Consider the following 18,067-nt stretch of genomic DNA (forward strand, 5'->3'; position numbering starts at 1 on the left):
ACGAATTGATGCAGCGGGTTCTTGGTGTCCCCCACACCCCTTCAGTGATCACCAGCCCTGTATGGCATGCGTCACATTCAAGAGGAAACTACCACAATAACTGCTTCACGTTTTGCTTCCGGGCGGCCAGTTTCGCGCCTGCAGCCAGATTGTTATGTGCAGGCTGCGTCACGAAAACGGCGAAGACGCCACTTGGGAAGCCATAAGCCGGGACCCCAGCGGGAACTTCGGGCTAGGTAGTCTTCAGGAGCCGGGTGATGAGTTCACGCCAGGAGTCCGTGAGGCGCCGCGGCGAAATGCCCCGAACGCGCACGTCGTCGACGATCCGCTCAGGGTCCAGGGCGTAGGTCAGGGACATGGCCATAACCCAGGGATCCGCGATGCCCGCCTCCCGCAGCAGGACCTCCATGTGCCGGTGCGAAAGCTTCGTCGCGGGGACATCGAATCTGTTGCGGGTTGCCGCGCCGGCAGCCTTCAGAAGCTCACCGTTTTCCAGGACGAAATAGATCCGCCCTTCACCGAAAGCCACCAAGCGGTCTTCAGGCGACGCGCCCGGGCCCAACGGCGGAGGCCCGAACATGAAGCCGCGCTGGAATTCGGACTCGGCGTCACTGAGCAGGGTCATCATGAGCCCGGCCCGGCTGCCAAACCGCCGGAAGACGGTGCCCTTGCCCACCTTCGCTTTGCACGCGAGGGCGTCCATGGTCAGCGCGTCGGCGCCGAACTCGTCCACCAGCTCACGGGCAGCGCACAGCAAGCGCTCGCGGTTCCGCGCGGCGTCGCTGCGTTCGTGCGGCAGTCCTGGCGTCCCCAAGGGCGCGTCAGGCTGGAGGGGGATGAAGCTCACGAGAAACATTCTAGACCCGGGAATAGAAACCGGACCGTAGTCCGTTTAGTATCGGTGAAGGCTCCAAGCCCCAGAAACCGCAGGCCGGGTTCCCACAGACCCGACCAAACACAAGGAGACAGCATGTCCAAGAGCACTGTTCTGACCCTCGTCGGCAGCCTCCGCGCCGATTCCCACAACAAGAAGCTCGCCGAAGCCATCCAGCTGAACGCGCCCGAGAACGTTGACGTCCAGATCCACGACTCCCTGGGCAACATCCCGTTCTACAACGAGGACATCGACGTCGAAGGCCAGGTTCCCGCCGAAGCCGCAGCCCTCCGCGCCGCAGCAAACGACGCCGACACCATCCTGCTGGTCACCCCCGAGCACAACGGCACTGTCCCCGCTTCGCTGAAGAATGCAATCGACTGGCTGTCCCGCCCCTTCGGCGCCGGCGCCCTCTCCGGCAAGCCGACCGCCGTCGTCGGAACCGCCTTCGGCCAGTACGGCGGAGTCTGGGCACAGGACGAAGCCCGCAAGGCTGTCGGCATTGCCGGCGCGAAGGTCCTCGAAGACGTGAAGCTGGCCGTCCCGGGGTCCATGATCCGCTTCGCTGAACTGCACCCCAAGGACGACGCCGAGGTCGTAGAGCAGATCAAGGGCATCTTCGAGCCGCTGACCGCCGCCCAAGAAGACGAAGAAGCAGCAGCCTAGTTTTCCGGTTGCCCTGCCCCCGCTCCGCTTCTTGCGGGGTGGGGGCATTCGTCTTTCCGGCCGTCCGTCTTTCCGGCCGTCGACGCCGGGGTGCGTGATCAACTCTTGTCCGAACCGTCACCATAGCGGCATTACGCGCTCCGGGATCCCGTCCTAACGTTGGAGGTACAGGTGGACGGACAGGAGCGCGGGGCTGTCATGCATGCCGGACGGGGAACCAGGAGTACGACGGCGATCACGGCTGCGTGCCTCGGTTTGGCGCTCTGGTTGGCCGGCTGCACCCCGGCCCCGGAAGCTGTCACGTCACCCACGCGCACCTCCCTCCCCACGGTCACCCTGCCATCACCTGCCGCACCCAGCCTGTCCGCGACTCCTGCCCCGTCCACTGACCCGCCTGCTGCCGTTGCCTCGGCTGCGGGGATTCCCTCGGTTGCCGTCCCAGCGGCACCGCCTCCTGCAGCACCATCCCCTGACGCCACTGCGACTGCTGCTCGTGCCCCTTCTTCGGCTCCGTCCAGCGGCCCACCGGCTACGAACCCGCCGCTTCCCGCCGTCGAGCCTTCGCCTGAACCCGGCACCAGCGCCCCCGAACCATCAGCGACGGCCACGGTAGTCCCGGTGGGTTCCGGCGGTTCCGGCCCGGCGGTGTACTACGTCGCTATCGACGACGGCGGGGCGCGCGGCGTGCGGTTCGGCTGCAACGACAGCCTGGTTCCGGTACGTGGAGTGGAAGTTCCGGGCGATCCTTTGTCCGTGGCCCTGGGGCGCTTGCTGGAAGCCGGCATGCCCGTGGACAGCGACGCTGCTCTCTACGACTCGCTCGCGGACTCTTCGCTGAAATTTCTTTCCGGCTACATGAGTGGATCCACGGTTGTGGTGAACCTCAGCGGATCACTCCGACCCGCCGGAGTCTGCGACATTCCCCGGATCCAGGCCCAGCTGACCCACACCGTTGTATCGGCCACGGGGGCGTCGCGGGCCGAGATCTACGTCAACGGACGCACCCTCACGGAGGCACTGAGCGTGCGCTGAGGGTTGCGTTGCGTACGTGGCGTCTGGCGGCGCGGTTAGGCCGTCGCGATCGCCAGAACCCGCCTGAGGGCCCAGGCAACGCGCAACAAAGCCAGTACTGAGGCGAAGGTCAACAGCAGGGCCACAGCCTCGGGAATCCACAGGCCCGTCGGCGCGTCCCCTTCAAGGACAACCGTGATCAACGATGCAACCACCAGAAGTCCCAGCCCGGGAATGGCGAACAGGAACACTTCGCCGATCTGGCGGCGGTGGGTAGCTGACAGCCTCTCCAGCGGGAGCTCGCGCTGGCCCGGCGCAGACTTTTTCCCCAGCACATTGATCAGCATGGAGACACTCGTGAGGGTGAGCCCGGCCGTGGCTCCGGCCAGGGTGGCCAGGGTTTGAAACAAGGACCGCCGCGCACCGGGGTCCACACGTTCCAGCAAGAGAGGTTGTCCGGCCATGGCAGCGATGCCCACCCAGAGGGTGAGGGCCAAGGCAGCCCACAGGTAGTCGGCTGTTGGATGCAGCAGGAACCAACGCCACAACGGCCTGCGGCGGCCAGGGCGGTCAACATCAACCTCGTACAAGCTCATGACCCGACCCGTCCTGGGGCTCCCCGGCTCCTTCGGCTATCACTACTGCCGCGGCGAGAGCTGCACGCACGGTGGCCATCCCGCCTGCGACCAGGTCCGGAACCAGACTGGAGTCAGCAGTTCCCTTGACGTCCGGCAACGTCCTGGCGAAGAACGGCTCGTTGTCCCTGGCCTGCTTGTTGAGGATCGCAATGGCCTCCGCGGTGGACTTCTGCGGGTCGTTGAAGACATCCGGGTCCACTTCGATGTGCGAGATGAACCGCTCCTTCAGCAGGTCCACCACCTCGCGGTCACCGGTCAGGGAGTCCTTTCCCTCCGCCACCACGTAGTCGAAATGCTCCACGGAACCTGCCTGGCGGAAAAGATCGATCAACCGTTGAATGCGCTCCCGTATCCGCCGCTTGTCATTGGCACTTCCTGACCTGCCGACGCTCAGGGAGATCCGGAAGGTTCCTTGGTTCATCAGGCGCGAGGCACTGTCCAGAACGTCAGCCCATTCGCCTTCCATCAGCTTTCCCGACAGACGCTCGGCGGGCAGGGCAAACTCGAAACGGCTCACCTCCAGCCGGTCAAGGATTTCCTCGATGTCTTCCCTCACCACGGGAACCAGAACGGGTTCCAATCCCAGCATCCCCTCCAGGTACTCCCCCATCCTGGACGCCCTGGGTCCGTTTCCAGTAGTGAGCACAGCCATCACGTTGCGCTTGAGGAAGGCGAAGTAGGTGGTTTCCAGCAAATGATCCCCGGGCCCCAGGGGCAACGGCTTCCGCCTGCCCAGCGCATCGCCAACACTGGGCAGATTGGTATCCCGGACGCGGTCGAGAAGCAGCACCGGATAGGGCGATGTTGCTACCGCCTGGGCAAGCATCACTGTCCCGTCCGCACTGGTGAAATGTCTGTCCGTCCCGGCTTCCCGGGCCTTCATCAGGACTTCGGCCACGCGGCGCGCTGGGAACGGACGGACGAGATCGGCGCCGTTCAGTTGCTCGATCCGCCAGAACTGCACACTGCGCCGTGCCATGCGCCCCTCCCTTCGCCGCGATGCCTTCTTTCTGTTCCCAAGCTATCGGCGGGGTCCGACATTAAAGCCGGGCACCGTCGTCGTGCGCTTAATGCCGGTTCACAGGCTGTATTTGGGACCCTGTTCGAATAACGCATCCATTTCGTCGTGGCTGCGGGTGCCGGCGAGACCTGCCCAATTTCCGTCCCCCAGAATCTCCTTGGCCACTCGCGCCACCTTGGCGTAAGCCGCCTTGGCCGTGTTGCCGCCGATGCTGACGCGACGGACACCGGCGTCATGCAGCTCAAGGGGCGACGGCGCCCCAACTCCAGCCAGCGCATTGAGCGGCGCCGGGATTTGGCTGGAAAGTTGGTGCAGGACGTGCAAATCAACGACGCCGGGCACGAAGATGCCGCTGGCCCCTGCGGTGAGGTACGACTCGGCACGGCGAAGGGTTTCCTCGTAGGCGGTGTCCGCGAAGCGGCCTGAAAGGTAGGTGTCCGTGCGGGCATTGATGAACAACGGGATCCCGCGCTCGTCAGCGACCAGGCGGATCAATGCGATCCGGCGCGATTGCTCATCGATATCGGTGAGCGGCTCAGCAGCCGAGTCTTCGATGTTGATCCCTACGGCCCCGGCGTCCAGGACGGCGTGGACCGTGGCCCGGAGCTCGTCATCGGTACGTCCGTAGCCCGTTTCGATGTCCGCCGTGACCGGCAGCGTGGTCGCGCCCACCACCCGGCCCAGTGCGGCCATCGCCAAACCCCACGGCACATGGTCCCCATCCCGGAAGCCCAGGCTCCAGGAGACGGCGGAGCTTGAGGTGGCGATCGCCGTCGCACCGGCTTCCTGGACGACGCGGGCGGAGGCCGCGTCCCACACATTCACGAGCACCAGCGGCGTGGGCCCGGCGTCGTGGAGTTTGTGGAACTGTTCGGCCTTGGTCACGGATCCCCGGTGCGCTGTCATAGCTACATTCCAACCGCTCACATCCGTGGCGTAAAGCTCGGCCTCAAAATGCATGTCGGATTCGAAAACAAGTGTTGCCTAATTAGCAACATCGGGGAGTATCCTGAGACTGTGACCCACGAAACATTGGATGCCGGCGCAACGCTGCCCGCTGAAGCCATCGACGCCATCGAGCGGGCCGCCACGGCTGCTCACCCGCACGAGGAACTGTTCTCCGCGCGGGCCGCCAACATCAAGCAATCCGCTGTCCGCGATGTCTTCGACATCTCCATGCAGCCGGGCCTTGTCTCCCTCGCCGGAGGCAACCCGTACCTGCAGTCGCTGCCCTTGGAGAAGCTCGGCCAGACTGCCGCGCGGATCATCGCCGAAGAAGGAATGACCGCCCTGCAATACGGCGGCGGCCAAGGCACGGAAGAACTGCGCGCGCAGATCTGCGACATCATGGCCGCTGAAGGCATCACCGACGCCCGGCCCGAAAACGTCGTCATCACGGCCGGATCGCAGTCCGCGCAGGATGTCGCCACCAAGGTCTTCTGCAACCCCGGAGATGTGGTCCTGGTTGAAAACCCCACCTACGTGGGCGCCCTGAACACATTCGAGGCGTACCAGGTCCAAGTGGAACCCATCGAAATGGACGACGACGGCCTGGTACCGGAGCTTCTCGAGGCCAGGATCGCGGCGCTCCAGGCAGAGGGCAAGAACATCAAGTTCCTCTACACGATTCCCAACTTCAACAACCCCTCCGGAATCACACTGGCCCAGGAACGCCGGCAGCGCATCGTCGACATATGCCGCGAAGCAAATATTATCGTCCTCGAGGACAACCCCTACGGACTCCTGCGTTTTGACGGTCACCCCATCGCCCCCATGCGTGCAGCAAACCCGGACGACGTCATCTACCTCGGGTCCTTCTCCAAGATTTTCGCCCCCGGACTGCGGATCGGCTGGGCGCTGGTTCCCGCCCATCTGCAGCGGCGCTTCTACCTAGCTTCCGAGGCCGTAACGCTCTGCCCGCCACCGCTGAACCAGATGATCGTCTCGGCCTACCTGCGCGATTACGACTGGCAGGGACAGATCGACACCTACCGGACGCTCTACTCCGAGCGTTGCGAGGCCCTGCTGTCCGCCCTGGACGAGTACATGCCCGCGGGCCTTTCGTGGACCCGGCCGGCCGGCGGCTTCTTCGTGTGGGTCACCCTGCCCGAGGGCGTGGACACCTATCCGCTCCTCGGAAAGGCGATCGACGCCGGCGTCGTCTTCATCCCCGGCGCAGCCTTCTCGCCCGCCGACGGCCCCTCCAACAAACTGCGCCTCGCCTTCAGCGCGGTGCCGCCGGATACCATTGCCGAAGGCGTGCGACGCCTGGCACCTGTCCTGGCAGAAGCCATCAAAGCCACCACTGAAGGAGCAGCACAATGACCGGAGTTGTGATTGTAGGAGTCGACGGCAGCGAGACGGCGATGAGGGCGGCGCAGGCAGCACAGCAGCTGGCGCTCGGACTGGGAGCCAGCCTGCGCGTTGTCAGCGCCTTCGACAGCAACCGGACCGAGGTGGTTGAAATCGGCACCGACAAGTGGATCGTGTCCGACGCCGCCGAAGCCGAAACCGTAGCCCGCACCGTAGCCGAGCGCCTCGCTCACGAAGGCCTCGAAGTGACCTACTCCGCAGCCCGCGGCAAGCCGGGCGAGGCCTTGGTCAAGGAGGCCGAGATGCAGGACGCCCGCCTGATCGTCGTGGGCAACCGACGCATGCAGGGCCTGGGCCGCGTCCTCGGCAGCGTGGCCAACACGGTAGCCCACACGGCCCCCTGCGATGTGTACATCGCCAAGACCGACCAGCCCTAAAGCGAGCTGAATCACTGCGCCGGGTGGGGAGACTCACCCGGCGCTTGGCGTATTTTAGGCCGGTCAGCAAACCGAACCGTTATAAAATCGAGATGCCCCCAATGGCGTGAGCCGCCATCCACTTCTCGATTTCAGGGGAACTTTCTTGCTTACCTTGCAGCCGCGCCAGCGCGTGGGCCACGACATCCTGCTTGCCCGCCACGGCAATACCATCAGCACCATGCGCTACGACCGCGCCAACAACCAGGTCATCGCAATGCTCGATGACGGCTCCTGGGACAGCGCTCCGAACATGATCACTCCGGGCCTCGAGATGCCCGAGACCATCGGCAGCGTGTTCCGCAAAGATTGGCGCTTCCTCTCCCTGGCCTGCGTTGCGATGGTCACCGTAGCGGCGGTTGCCATGGGTATCAGCGTTGAGCTGGCCAACCACATGTCGACGACCGAGCTCCAGGCACTGCTGGTGAACTACCCGGCGTTCTAGCCGAATTCAGGGGCTTCCCGGGCACCAGGCCGCCTGCGGCGGACCAGGAAGACCGTTAGCCCCACGGCCAGCCAGGCAGCGCCGAGCAAGTGGGGAGTTGGCCAGATGCTTCCGGACTGCCACATTCGACGGCGCAGAGCTCGTGGCGGACCGGCCTCCACGGCTGCGGCTGCGCTGCTAGAGCATGAGCTCCCGCAGCAGCCACCACAGGCCTGCAATCACAATGCCGCCGAACAATGATCCCGCTATGACCTGCCCCAGGGTATGGGCGCGAAGGACGAGCCGCGACCAGCCCACGGCAGGTACGAGCACCAGCAGCGGAAGCCACGCGGGACCGAACATGAGGATAGCGATGACCACGGCCGCCGCCAGTGCGGAAGCGTGCCCGCTCATCTTCCAAAAAGCACTGACCACAGCCAGAACCGCGATGCCCCCGATCAGGGCGATGATCATCACGGACACACTGACCGGCCCACCCAGCAACTGCAGTACGAACAGTCCAAGCACCACGGATATGAGTGCCATCAGAAGCAACGCCGGCCTCTGCCGCCGGTCGCTGACATGGTGGTCGGTGATCCGGCCCAGCTTGACCATCACCAGGACATAGGCCAGTGGCAGCACGCAAACAAAAAACGCTCCCAGCAGCCCGAACCACATGGTTCCCGGGAATCCAGGCTCGATCGCAGGACTGATCAGCAGCAGGACCAGGACAACGGCCGGTGGCTGGAAAACCTCCGTCAGGACGCGGGCCAAGGTCCGCCACGGACCTGTCACCAGCTGGGGCGGCGTGTGGCCCGCTTCTGTCTTCTGTTCAGTCAAGCAGCAGCGCCGGTTCCTCAAGAATGGCAGCAACATCTGCCATGAAGCGCGCCGACAAGTCGCCGTCGACCACCCGGTGGTCGAAGGAACCGCCAAGGGTGGTAATCCACCGCGGAATCACTTCGCCATCCAGAACCCACGGCTTCTGCTTGATGGTGCCGAAAGCAATGATCGCCACTTCGCCCGGGTTGATGATCGGTGTGCCGGTATCGATTCCCAGTGCACCGATGTTCGTGATGGTCAAAGTACCGCCCTGCATCTCGGCAGGCTGCGTCTTTCCCGCGCGGGCCTTGGTGGCCAGCTCATTGAGCGCCAGGGCAAGTTCCTTGAGGGAAAGGTCCTGGGCGTCCTTGATGTTCGGGACCATGAGGCCGCGCGGGGTAGCTGCGGCGATTCCCAGATTCATGAAGTGCTTGATCTGGATCTCGGCCCCGCCCTTGCCGTCAGCGTCCTCAACCCAGGTGGCGTTGACGCTGGGGTTTCGGGCTGCTGCCCAAATGACGGCCTTGGCCAGGATGAGCAGCGGAGAGACCTTAATGCCTTCAAAATCACGCGAAACCTTGAGCCGCTTGACGAACTCCATGGTCCGGCTGGCGTCGACATCCACAAAGATGCTGACGTGGGGCGCCGAGAAAGCGGATTCCACCATGGCCTTGGCTGTGGCTTTGCGTACGCCCTTGACCGGCACGCGTTCGACCCGCTGCTCCTGCGGCTTCCTCGAGGCGCCCCAGAACGTGTCTGCCTGATCGAGCTCGGCGTCGCGCTGGGCCTGGTAACTCACCAGGTCCTCACGGGTCACTTCACCGCGTTGCCCCGTGGCCACGACATCGGCGAGGTCGATACCAAGGTCACGGGCAAACTTGCGTACCGGCGGCTTGGCCAGAACTTTGTTGACCAAACCGCTGATGGTGCCGCCGAAAGCCGCGCCTCGGGTGGCCGCGGGCTGCTGCGCAGAAGGTTGCGCCGACGGGGCTGCCGGCGCCTGCTGCAGGGGTTCGACGACGGCGCGGGCCGGCGTCGGGCGCTGCGAAACCGGCGCTTCGGCTGCTTTCGCTGCCAGGACCGCTTGGTTGTCCTGCACGGTTCCTTCAGCGTTTTCGGCGACTCCGGCAGCCTCAACCACAGCGCCGGCGGGGCGTTTGCGGGCACGGCGCTTGACGGCGTCGGCCTTGGGGCCCGAACCGACCAGGGGGCCGCCGGCGGGCTGTTCGCCGGCCTCGGCGGTGAGCTTGCCGTACAGGGGAGTGAAGGTTTCCTCGGCGACCGCCGCAGGGGCCGGGGCGTCGGGGGCGGCTTGGGCGTCGCCGTCCTGACCTTCCGAGACAGCGATGATCGCCGTTCCCACCTCCACGGTTATGCCTTCTTCCACCAACAACTCCGTGACCGTGCCGGCAAAGGGCGACGGCAGTTCAACGAGGGACTTGGCGGTCTCGATCTCACAGAGAACGTCGTTGATCGCAACGGTGTCGCCCGGTTTGACCTTCCAGGCAACGACCTCGGCCTCGGTCAGGCCTTCTCCGACGTCCGGCAGGTTGAATTTCTTTACAGTCACAGTGGTCCTCGATTTTCCGGTTACCAGGCCGCGAAGCCGGGCAGGATCAGACGGGTTAGTAGGCCAGGGAGCGGTCTAGGGCTTCGAGGATCTTGTCGATGTCCGGCAGGTAATCCTCTTCCACCTTTGCAACCGGGTAGGGCATGTGGAAACCGCCCACACGGATGACCGGGGCTTCGAGGTGCAGGAACGCCCGCTCGCTGATGCGGGCCGCGATCTCACCACCGATGCCGCCAAAGGTCGGGGCCTCGTGCGCAACGATCAGCCTGCCGGTCTTTTTGACGGAAGCTTCCACAGTGTCAAAGTCCAAGGGTGAGATGGAACGCAGATCGATGACCTCGATACTCCGTCCGTCCTCGACGGCAGCGTTTGCAGCTGCCAACGCCACCGGTACCAGCGGTCCGTACGCGACGATGGTGGCGTCGGAGCCCTCCCGGACAACGTGCGCCTTGAACGGGTCCGCGGAAAGACCCGGGTTCTGGACATCGACCTCACCCTTGAGCCAGTAACGGCGCTTGGGCTCGAAGAAGATCACGGGATCCTGGCACTCGACGGCTTTCTGGATCATCCAGTAGGCGTCGTGGGCGTTGGAAGGGGTGATGATGCGCAGGCCCGCGGTGTGTGCGAACAAAGCCTCCGGCGACTCGGAGTGGTGCTCAATGGAACCGATACCTCCGCCGTAGGGAATGCGGATGACAACGGGAACCGTGAGCTTGCCCAGGCTCCGGGCATGGATCTTTGCCAGCTGCGTGGTGATCTGGTTGAAGGCCGGGTACACGAAGCCGTCGAACTGGATCTCGCAAACGGGCGAATATCCGCGAAGGGCCAAGCCGATCGCAGTGCCCACGATCCCGGACTCGGCCAGCGGCGTATCCAGGACGCGGTCGTCACCGAATTCCTTGATGAGGCCGTCAGTGACCCGGTAGACACCACCGAGGTGTCCGATGTCTTCACCCATCAAGAGTGATTTGGGGTTTCCCGTCAGAGTTGCACGGAGACCTTCGTTGATGGCCTTGGCAATGGTCATTGTTGCCATCAGTTGGCTGCCTCCTGGTCACTTTCAAAGCCGGCAGAGTACTCCTCGAACCAGGCCAATTCCTCTGCAATCAGCGGATGTTGCTCGGCGTAGACGCTGGCGAACGCGTCGCGGATGTCGGGGACTTCCAGCCCGTGGGTGGTGCTGCGTACGTACTTGGCAAGTTCGTCGCCGTCGGCCTTGACCTGCTCGAAGAACGCCTCGTCGGCGAGTCCTTCGGCCCGAAGGTACTTTTCCAGGCGGTCCAGCGGATCCTTCTCGCGCCAGGCAGCCTCTTCGGCCGACTCCCTGTACTTGGTGGGATCATCAGCCGTGGTGTGGGCACCAACCCGGTAGGTGTAAGCCTCGATGAGGACCGGCCCGCGGCCCTCGCGGGCATGTTCCAGGGCCCACTCCGTGACGGCGTGGACCGCGATGACGTCGTTGCCGTCCACACGGATACCCGGGAACCCGTAACCCTTGGCACGGTTGGCCAGCGGAACCTTGGTCTGGACTTCGGTCGGCACTGAGATGGCCCAGTGGTTGTTCTGGCAGAAGAACACCACGGGCGCATTGTAAGACGCCGCGAAAACCATGGACTCGTGAACGTCGCCCTCTGAGCTGGCGCCATCTCCGAAGTAGGCGATGACTGCGGCTTTGGGGTCAGACGATTCCGTGGCAGCAGCAGCCTTCTGGTCCCGCTGGATGCCCATGGCGTAGCCGACAGCGTGGAGTGTCTGGGCAGCGAGTACCAGCGTGTACAGGTGGAAGTTGTTCTCGCGGGGATCCCATCCGCCGTTCGATACTCCACGGAACTGCTTCAGCAGCTCTGCGAGGTCCACGTTCCGGACCAACGCAACTCCGTGCTCCCGGTACGTGGGGAAGATGTAGTCCTGCGGCTGGCTTGCGTGCCCGGAACCGATCTGGGCGGCTTCCTGGCCCGTCAAAGGAACCCACAATGCGAGTTCGCCCTGGCGCTGGAGCGCGGTGGCTTCCTGGTCAAAGCGACGGATCCTGGCCATGTCGGTGTAGAACACCCGGAGTTTCTCGGGGTCGATCCGCTTGGCGTAGTCCGAGAAGATCGGGTCCGAACCCAGCGCCCCGTCGGGTCCGAGCAACTGCACCATTTCCGTAGGTTCGCCTGGTGCGGCTGCTAACGCGGTTGTCGCCGCGAGAGATTCTTCCGTCCCGGGGGGCAGTTGTGTCGAGCCCATTCCGTCTCCTTGCTTTGCCGTGGCAGGTTGCCGGGCAATTCTGTCGCTGGGATATATGCCCGTTCCGGAATGCATTCCGGAACGGGCATATTTTTGGCTTTCGTCCCTTACTTTATCGGCAGTAAGTTCGGTTGGCGCATTTGTTAACCGCTAGGAACCTTGCGGCGCCTTTGTATAACCTGCACAGAGATTCAGGAAACGCGTGTTGGCCTCCACCTCTCCGATGCTGACACGGACGCCCTCATTGGCGAAGGCGCGAACGGACAGTGCCTGCTCTGCCGCCAGGGCCGCAAATTCGGCGCTGTTCTCGCCCAGATTCAACCATATGAAGTTGCCTTGGGCCTCTGGAATGAACCAGCCCAACTCCCGAAGTCCGGCCGTCACGCGGTCCCGTTCATCGACGAGGCTTTGTACCCTTTCCACAACCTGGTCGAAATTCTCAATCGAGGTTACGGCTGCCCTTTCCGCAATTTGTGAAACCGCAAACGGCGTTGCGGTGACCCGGAGGTGTTGGGTAAGCGCCGGGCCGGACACGCTGTATCCAACACGCAAGCCAGCGAGCCCATGTGCCTTTGAGAAGGTTCGCAAAACCACCACATTGGGGTACTTGCGGTAGAGCTTGATGCCGTCAACGGCCTGGGGGTCGCGGACGAATTCCTGGTAGGCCTCGTCGATAACCACCACCACATTCGGGGGTACTGACTGAATAAAGCGCTCAGTTTCCTCGGCGGTCAGAATCGGCCCGGTGGGGTTGTTGGGCGTGCACAACAGAATCACCTTGGTACGTACGGTAACTGCCGCAGCCATGATGTCGAGATCATGCCGGCCGTCCGCCAGAAGAGGAATCTGAACACTGACAGCGCCCGCCAGGCCTACGCAGATGGGGTACGCCTCGAAGGAACGCCACGCGTAGATCACCTCGTCTGCCTTGCCGTCGTCGTTTTGCCCGGCGAACGTCGCAAGGATTTGGTTCAGCGCTCCGAGGCTGCCGGCACCTGTGACGACATCGTCAGCCGGGACGTCCAGAAAGCCTGCAAGGGCGGTCCGAAGCTTCGTTGCCAGCGGATCGGGGTAGCGGTTGATGTCAGTCTGGTCCGCAATCGCCTGCAACACTGCAGGAATCGGAGGCAGCGGATTCTCGTTGGACGACAATTTATAGCTGGTGAGGCCTTCAATTGCTGCTGGTGGTTTACCGGCAGCATATTTGGGAAGCCTGTCCACGACCGGTCGAGGGAGTACGCCCTCCGGTGCGTTGTCAGTAGTAGTCATGGCTTCAAGCCTACTTGCACCCCTCGCACGGCCGGAGTGATGGAGAAACCGCCCAGCCACGGCACAGGTGAGTGTGAAAGCATGGGGCCATGGGTTCATTCATCATCCGCGTCCTCATCAACGGGCTCGCCCTGTGGGTTGCAACCTGGCTGTTGCAAGGCATGGACATCACAACCAGCGCCACGGAGTCAGCGGCCGCCAATGCGGGACTAACGCAGGGCGCTGACACGGTGGGCATTATTTTGGCGTATTTGTTCATTGGGCTCATTTTTGGAGTGGTCAACGCCTTCGTGCGTCCCTTGGTGAGGCTTCTTTCGCTTCCCGTGACCATCCTGACCCTGGGCCTGTTCACCATCGTCATCAACGCGGCGATGCTGTACCTCACTGCGTGGCTCAGCACTTTCACCCCCGTACACCTGACTTTGGATTCCTTCTTCTGGACAGCCATCCTGGCGTCGATCATCATCAGCATCATCTCCATGGTGGCCGGGCTCATCCCTGGTACCCGTAAGCGGTAGGAATCATCGCGCTCCGGCCGTGGACCGTGATTCGGGAAGGGCAGGTACCGTCAGACTGCCCCTACGATCTGTCCGCGGATCCCGGGTCAGCTTGAACCGGGTAATCTTCGCCGCGCCGCCAACGCCCACGACTCCTGCGAACGCAGCAGTGGATGCAAGCAACGAAGGATCTCCGCTCGCGCTGACCAGCTCGGCTCCTTTCGCATAATTCTCCTGATCGTGCCCGGGGCCCAGGCCCGGATCTTCCCCTTCGGGAGTCTGGACGTGGTCCGTCAGCGTCACTGTCACGCGTTCCTTCGTGTCAGGGTTCATGTGCCCGTCCGTGCCGGGAACCCAATCCTGCACGTGTTCCAGATGCAGGGAGTTGATGCCGGGCTCGGGAACTATGCCTCCAACAGGAGCGCCGGCAGTAAGCACGAATTTGAGGTCGAACTCACTGAGGAACGCCTTGTCCCGGCCAAGGTTCATGGCGTGCACACCGCCCTGGCTATGCCCGACTGCCACCACCTGATCCCCGGCCCCAGCCCCTGCTTCGTGCAGGGCCTGCGCGACTGCGGGGATGACCTCCTCGGAGCCATAGCCGACTGCTTCGCCGATTCCCTGGATGTCCAGAGGGTTGGTTGAGGGCGTATGGGGCTGTGTGCCGGGTATCAGGACCATCCATGAGGACGAACCGTCGTTATCAAACTCGATCACCTCAATCTCGCCGTCGTTCCTGGCATAGACCTTCTCGAGACGCCGGAGACTTTCGGCCATGGAAGGCTGCACATCTTCCACGCTTTCGCTGACCTTCGCCACGCTGACGGGACGGGGTTGGAACGCTGCCAGCAACGGTGAACCGAGCACCAGCCCCACCACCGGCTCTGCTTCGAGACCCGGGGTGATCACCAGGTTGAGGATGTCCTCAGTAAGGTCACGTCCCGGTCTGAGGAAGTGGCCCGGGTCCGGGAACATCATTGCCCCTGGCCCAAGGAGATGGAGCCGGGTGTTCATTGCCTCTGTCGTTGCGTAGTCCCGGTGACTGGCCCGCACACTTGCGCTGACGTCGCACAGGTCCTGACGCAGGCGTCCTATGTCTTTCCTGCTTTCGGCCACGGCATCGATGGCAAGACAGCCCGAGTCATAGGAGTCGGAGAGATACGGCGTGAGTGCATCCTGAACGCGACGGGCCTCTTCCTCGATGCTCATTAGCTGCCCAACAATGTCATCGAGCCGGTCGGCCCCCCTCACAAGTTCTTCCAGTTGGAAAGAGATCCCGCCAACTCCTCCGCGGATGCCAAGGATTCCGTCGGGTTTCGGCGGAGAAGGCGTGGGCGCCGCGCCGGCACCCACCGGAGCCGCATCGGCCATCAGTATCCCCTCCCGCTCTGGAGGGAGACGTTCTGTGAGTGCCTCAGCACTACCGCGGCGGCGCCGTCCAAGTTCTCCCGCGCCCGCATAAGGGCAGAAGCATGGATGGCGATCGTGGTCCGGTACTCACGGCCCGCCGGGGACTGCCATTCCTCCAGCTGAATCTTCCGCAGGGAGGCAAGGACGGTATCTGCCTGGTCGACGCAGGTCTTCATTCGCCATGCAAGCCGTTGGACTTCGTGGCTCCGGGAAGCACATTCCGAAGGGTCGAAAGCGGGTGGATTGGCTGCAGGCATCACGCCGAGGCTCATGTGGGTTGTACTCCAGTGGTCGTTCTGCTGATCGGTAGCCAAAACGCTACGGACGGGCAGAGGCCGACGGAAGTATCGACGTCGCGTATGTGGATAACCTGACGGGTCGTCCACATAGCCCCGTCATCGACGTCGGCCTCCGCGCCGGGCATGAAAGAATAGGCACCATGGCTGAATCCCCTCGTGTGTCCCTCGCTTCCGAACCTCTGGCTCTTGGCGCCCTTGACGGCCGCTACCGTGCCGCCGTCGCACCCCTCGTGGACTACCTGTCCGAGGCCGCGCTGAACCGCGATCGCGTGCACGTCGAAGTCGAGTGGCTCATCCACCTGACCAGCCAGTCTGTTCTTCCGGGCGCCGGTCCGCTCTCCGACTCCCAGATTGCCCAGCTGCGGGCCATCGTCACCGAATTCGACGCGTCGTCCGTCGCCGAGCTCGCAGAGATCGAAGCCGTTACCGTCCACGACGTGAAGGCTGTCGAGTACTATATCGGCCGCCGGCTGCCCGCCATCGGCATCGAAAACCTGACCGCCATGGTTCACTTCGGCTGCACCTCCGAGGACATCAACAACCTCTCCTACGCTGTGGGAATCAAGGGTGCTGTTGAAGATGTCTGGCTTCCCAATGCCACGGCCTTGGTAAAGCAGATCGAGGCCATGGCCGAGGAAAACCGCTCCGTGCCCATGCTCTCCCGCACGCACGGCCAACCGGCCACGCCCACCACTCTCGGCAAGGAACTGGCGGTCATTGCACATCGCCTCAACCGCCAGCTCGCACGCATCGCCAAGACCGAATTCCTGGGCAAGATCAACGGCGCCACCGGCACTTACGCCGCCCATGTCGCATCTGTGCCGGGCGCTGACTGGGAAGCTGTCGCCAAGTCTTTCGTGGAAGGGCTGGGCCTCACGTGGAACCCGCTCACCACGCAGATCGAAAGCCACGACTGGCAGGCCGAGCTGTACGCCGATATCGCACGCTTCAACCGCATCCTGCACAACGTGTGCACGGACATCTGGAGCTACATCTCCATCGGCTACTTCCGCCAGATCCCGGTGGCCGGAGCCACTGGTTCATCCACCATGCCGCACAAGGTAAACCCGATCCGCTTCGAGAACGCCGAAGCCAACCTGGAAATCTCCAACGGTCTCCTGGACACCCTGGGCGCAACGCTGGTCACGTCCCGCTGGCAGCGTGACCTCACGGATTCCTCTTCGCAGCGCAACATCGGCGTCGCGTTCGGCCACTCGCTGCTTGCGATTTCCAACGTCGCCAAGGGTCTCAAGGCCCTCGATGTAGCCGAGGAAGTCCTGGCCGGCGACCTCGACACCAACTGGGAAGTCCTGGGCGAAGCCATCCAGATGGTCATGCGCGCCGAAGCCATCGCCGGAGTCGAAGGCATGGAAAACCCCTACGAACGGCTCAAGGACCTCACGCGCGGCCAGCGGGTGGACGGTGCCCGCATGCAGGAGTTCGTTCAGGGCCTGGGCCTCTCCGCTGAGGCTGAAGCACGTCTGCTCGCCCTGACGCCGGGCAAGTACACGGGCATCGCTGACAAGCTCGTGGACCACCTGAAGTAGCCAAAGCAACGCACAGCGTTCGACGGCGGCGGGCGGGGCTGGGAGCCTTGGCCCGCCGTCGTGGTTTAACCTGCCGTTGACCGTTGGGGCGTCGACACGGCGTGTCGGGTCCTTTCCGGGCCTTCGCGACTGATTGGCTGGAACCAACCGGGCTGTGGCACAGTACGCAGGACGCAAAGCCCGGATGGAACGCCGGCCAGACGAAACGATGTAAGGAGCGGGGCACCATGAAGCTCCTGTTGATCAGGCACGGACAAACCCCGGGCAATGTTGCGGGCCAGTTGGATACAGCCTTCCCCGGCCCGGGCCTGACGGCACTCGGAGAGCGCCAAGCGGCCGCCCTTCCTGAAGCACTGGCAGACGAAGCCATCGACGCCCTCTACACTTCTACTTTGCTACGCACCCAACGCACTGTTTTGCCGCTGGTCAAGGCCACCGGGCTGCAGCCAACCATCCTGGACGGCGTCCACGAGATCGAAGCCGGCAGCCTGGAGAAGAAGACCGATCACGAGTCGCACATGCGCTACATGAGCACGGTATTCGCCTGGACCGACGGCGACTTGGACGTACGCATGCCCGGGGCGTTCGCGGGGCACGACTTCTTCGCCCGCTTCGACGCCTCGGTGGAGCAAGTGGCGGCCGCCGGGCATCAGACCGCGGTGATTGTCAGCCACGGAGCAGCAATCCGTTGCTGGGCCGGCCGCAGGGCTTCAGACATCGACGCAGTGTTCGCCCGAACGCACCAGTTGCCCAACACCGGAATTGTGGCCCTCGAAGGTGACCCGGCAAGCGGTTGGCGAGTCCTGCACTGGGACCAGATCCCCGTTGGCGGTATGGCACTGACGGACCAAACCTCCGAGGATCCCACAGGCGAGGCACTGTAAGGCTGGAGACGGGCAGTATTTCTCCCGACGCTTACGCGCAGGAAACACCACGGTAACCCCGGCTACCTAGGCTTAAGTCGCATAGACACCTCCCCGAAACCCGGCGAATTGAGGCAT

The 18,067-nt window shown here is 63.5% G+C and carries 19 protein-coding genes; 8 read left to right on the forward strand and 11 right to left on the reverse strand.

Annotated features, from left to right (window positions below):
* Positions 1-232: 232 nt before the first annotated feature.
* Positions 233-847 (reverse strand): TetR/AcrR family transcriptional regulator, encoded by a 615-nt coding sequence (locus tag ACNAOU_RS20655; RefSeq protein WP_055973619.1) that lies wholly within the window; start codon positions 845-847, stop codon positions 233-235.
* A 123-nt stretch (positions 848-970) separates the two neighbouring features.
* Between ACNAOU_RS20655 and ACNAOU_RS20660 the strand changes: the two genes are divergently transcribed.
* Together ACNAOU_RS20660 and ACNAOU_RS20665 are read left to right on the forward strand one after the other, a co-directional pair.
* Positions 971-1,540, forward strand: a complete 570-nt coding sequence (locus ACNAOU_RS20660; RefSeq protein ID WP_018779846.1) for an NAD(P)H-dependent oxidoreductase — start codon at positions 971-973, stop codon at positions 1,538-1,540.
* A gap of 171 nt (positions 1,541-1,711) precedes the next feature.
* On the forward strand, positions 1,712-2,572 hold the full coding sequence (locus ACNAOU_RS20665; RefSeq protein WP_422757646.1) for a GerMN domain-containing protein: 861 nt from the start codon (positions 1,712-1,714) through the stop codon (positions 2,570-2,572).
* A 35-nt stretch (positions 2,573-2,607) separates the two neighbouring features.
* Here the strand turns inward: ACNAOU_RS20665 and ACNAOU_RS20670 are convergent, their stop codons facing one another.
* The 3 genes from ACNAOU_RS20670 to ACNAOU_RS20680 form a co-directional block, all read right to left on the reverse strand.
* Positions 2,608-3,147, reverse strand: a complete 540-nt coding sequence (locus tag ACNAOU_RS20670; protein WP_422757647.1) for a hypothetical protein — start codon at positions 3,145-3,147, stop codon at positions 2,608-2,610.
* Positions 3,128-4,168: a hypothetical protein gene (locus ACNAOU_RS20675; protein WP_422757648.1), complete on the reverse strand. Its 1,041-nt coding sequence runs from the start codon at positions 4,166-4,168 to the stop codon at positions 3,128-3,130. Before ACNAOU_RS20675 ends, ACNAOU_RS20670 begins: the two co-directional genes overlap by 20 nt.
* Before the next feature lie 99 nt (positions 4,169-4,267).
* Positions 4,268-5,116: an isocitrate lyase/PEP mutase family protein gene (locus ACNAOU_RS20680; RefSeq protein ID WP_055973546.1), complete on the reverse strand. Its 849-nt coding sequence runs from the start codon at positions 5,114-5,116 to the stop codon at positions 4,268-4,270.
* A 111-nt stretch (positions 5,117-5,227) separates the two neighbouring features.
* On the opposite strand from ACNAOU_RS20680, the gene ACNAOU_RS20685 reads away from it, so the two are divergent.
* The 3 genes from ACNAOU_RS20685 (at position 5,228) to ACNAOU_RS20695 (ending at position 7,444) form a co-directional block, all read left to right on the forward strand.
* The gene (locus ACNAOU_RS20685; RefSeq protein WP_422757649.1) at positions 5,228-6,535 is read left to right on the forward strand and encodes a PLP-dependent aminotransferase family protein; all 1,308 of its coding nucleotides are present in this window, start codon (positions 5,228-5,230) and stop codon (positions 6,533-6,535) included.
* Positions 6,532-6,960 (forward strand): universal stress protein, encoded by a 429-nt coding sequence (locus ACNAOU_RS20690; RefSeq protein WP_018779839.1) that lies wholly within the window; start codon positions 6,532-6,534, stop codon positions 6,958-6,960. Before ACNAOU_RS20685 ends, ACNAOU_RS20690 begins: the two co-directional genes overlap by 4 nt.
* Positions 6,961-7,132: 172 nt before the next feature.
* Positions 7,133-7,444: a hypothetical protein gene (locus ACNAOU_RS20695; RefSeq protein ID WP_018779837.1), complete on the forward strand. Its 312-nt coding sequence runs from the start codon at positions 7,133-7,135 to the stop codon at positions 7,442-7,444.
* A 177-nt stretch (positions 7,445-7,621) separates the two neighbouring features.
* On the opposite strand, the gene ACNAOU_RS20700 is transcribed toward ACNAOU_RS20695, so the two are convergent.
* The 5 genes from ACNAOU_RS20700 to ACNAOU_RS20720 form a co-directional block, all read right to left on the reverse strand.
* Positions 7,622-8,218: a phosphatase PAP2 family protein gene (locus ACNAOU_RS20700; protein WP_026267456.1), complete on the reverse strand. Its 597-nt coding sequence runs from the start codon at positions 8,216-8,218 to the stop codon at positions 7,622-7,624.
* Between the two features lie 37 nt (positions 8,219-8,255).
* Positions 8,256-9,815, reverse strand: a complete 1,560-nt coding sequence (locus tag ACNAOU_RS20705; RefSeq protein WP_189076796.1) for a dihydrolipoamide acetyltransferase family protein — start codon at positions 9,813-9,815, stop codon at positions 8,256-8,258.
* A 55-nt stretch (positions 9,816-9,870) separates the two neighbouring features.
* The gene (locus ACNAOU_RS20710) at positions 9,871-10,851 is read right to left on the reverse strand and encodes an alpha-ketoacid dehydrogenase subunit beta (protein WP_018779834.1); all 981 of its coding nucleotides are present in this window, start codon (positions 10,849-10,851) and stop codon (positions 9,871-9,873) included.
* Positions 10,851-12,044 carry a pyruvate dehydrogenase (acetyl-transferring) E1 component subunit alpha gene (pdhA, locus tag ACNAOU_RS20715; RefSeq protein WP_026267455.1) on the reverse strand — a complete coding sequence of 398 codons (1,194 nt, stop codon included), beginning with the start codon at positions 12,042-12,044 and terminating at the stop codon, positions 10,851-10,853. The genes ACNAOU_RS20710 and pdhA overlap by 1 nt, the downstream gene beginning before the upstream one ends.
* A gap of 150 nt (positions 12,045-12,194) precedes the next feature.
* Complete coding sequence (locus tag ACNAOU_RS20720; protein WP_422757650.1) at positions 12,195-13,313, reverse strand: histidinol-phosphate transaminase; 1,119 nt, start codon at positions 13,311-13,313, stop codon at positions 12,195-12,197.
* A gap of 89 nt (positions 13,314-13,402) precedes the next feature.
* Between ACNAOU_RS20720 and ACNAOU_RS20725 the strand changes: the two genes are divergently transcribed.
* Positions 13,403-13,831, forward strand: coding sequence for a phage holin family protein (locus ACNAOU_RS20725; protein ID WP_018779831.1), 429 nt, complete (start codon positions 13,403-13,405; stop codon positions 13,829-13,831).
* A 3-nt stretch (positions 13,832-13,834) separates the two neighbouring features.
* On the opposite strand, the gene ACNAOU_RS20730 is transcribed toward ACNAOU_RS20725, so the two are convergent.
* Complete coding sequence (locus ACNAOU_RS20730; protein ID WP_422757651.1) at positions 13,835-15,181, reverse strand: hypothetical protein; 1,347 nt, start codon at positions 15,179-15,181, stop codon at positions 13,835-13,837.
* Positions 15,181-15,492: a hypothetical protein gene (locus ACNAOU_RS20735; RefSeq protein ID WP_018779829.1), complete on the reverse strand. Its 312-nt coding sequence runs from the start codon at positions 15,490-15,492 to the stop codon at positions 15,181-15,183. Before ACNAOU_RS20735 ends, ACNAOU_RS20730 begins: the two co-directional genes overlap by 1 nt.
* Before the next feature lie 167 nt (positions 15,493-15,659).
* Between ACNAOU_RS20735 and purB the strand changes: the two genes are divergently transcribed.
* Both purB and ACNAOU_RS20745 read left to right on the forward strand, forming a co-directional pair.
* The gene (gene purB / locus ACNAOU_RS20740; protein ID WP_079582396.1) at positions 15,660-17,066 is read left to right on the forward strand and encodes an adenylosuccinate lyase; all 1,407 of its coding nucleotides are present in this window, start codon (positions 15,660-15,662) and stop codon (positions 17,064-17,066) included.
* A gap of 227 nt (positions 17,067-17,293) precedes the next feature.
* Positions 17,294-17,950: a histidine phosphatase family protein gene (locus ACNAOU_RS20745; protein WP_110506041.1), complete on the forward strand. Its 657-nt coding sequence runs from the start codon at positions 17,294-17,296 to the stop codon at positions 17,948-17,950.
* The last annotated feature ends 117 nt before the right edge of the window (positions 17,951-18,067 follow it).

The sequence above is a fragment of the Paenarthrobacter sp. C1 genome (genome assembly GCF_049315185.1).
In the GTDB taxonomy this organism is placed as follows: domain Bacteria; phylum Actinomycetota; class Actinomycetes; order Actinomycetales; family Micrococcaceae; genus Arthrobacter; species Arthrobacter nicotinovorans.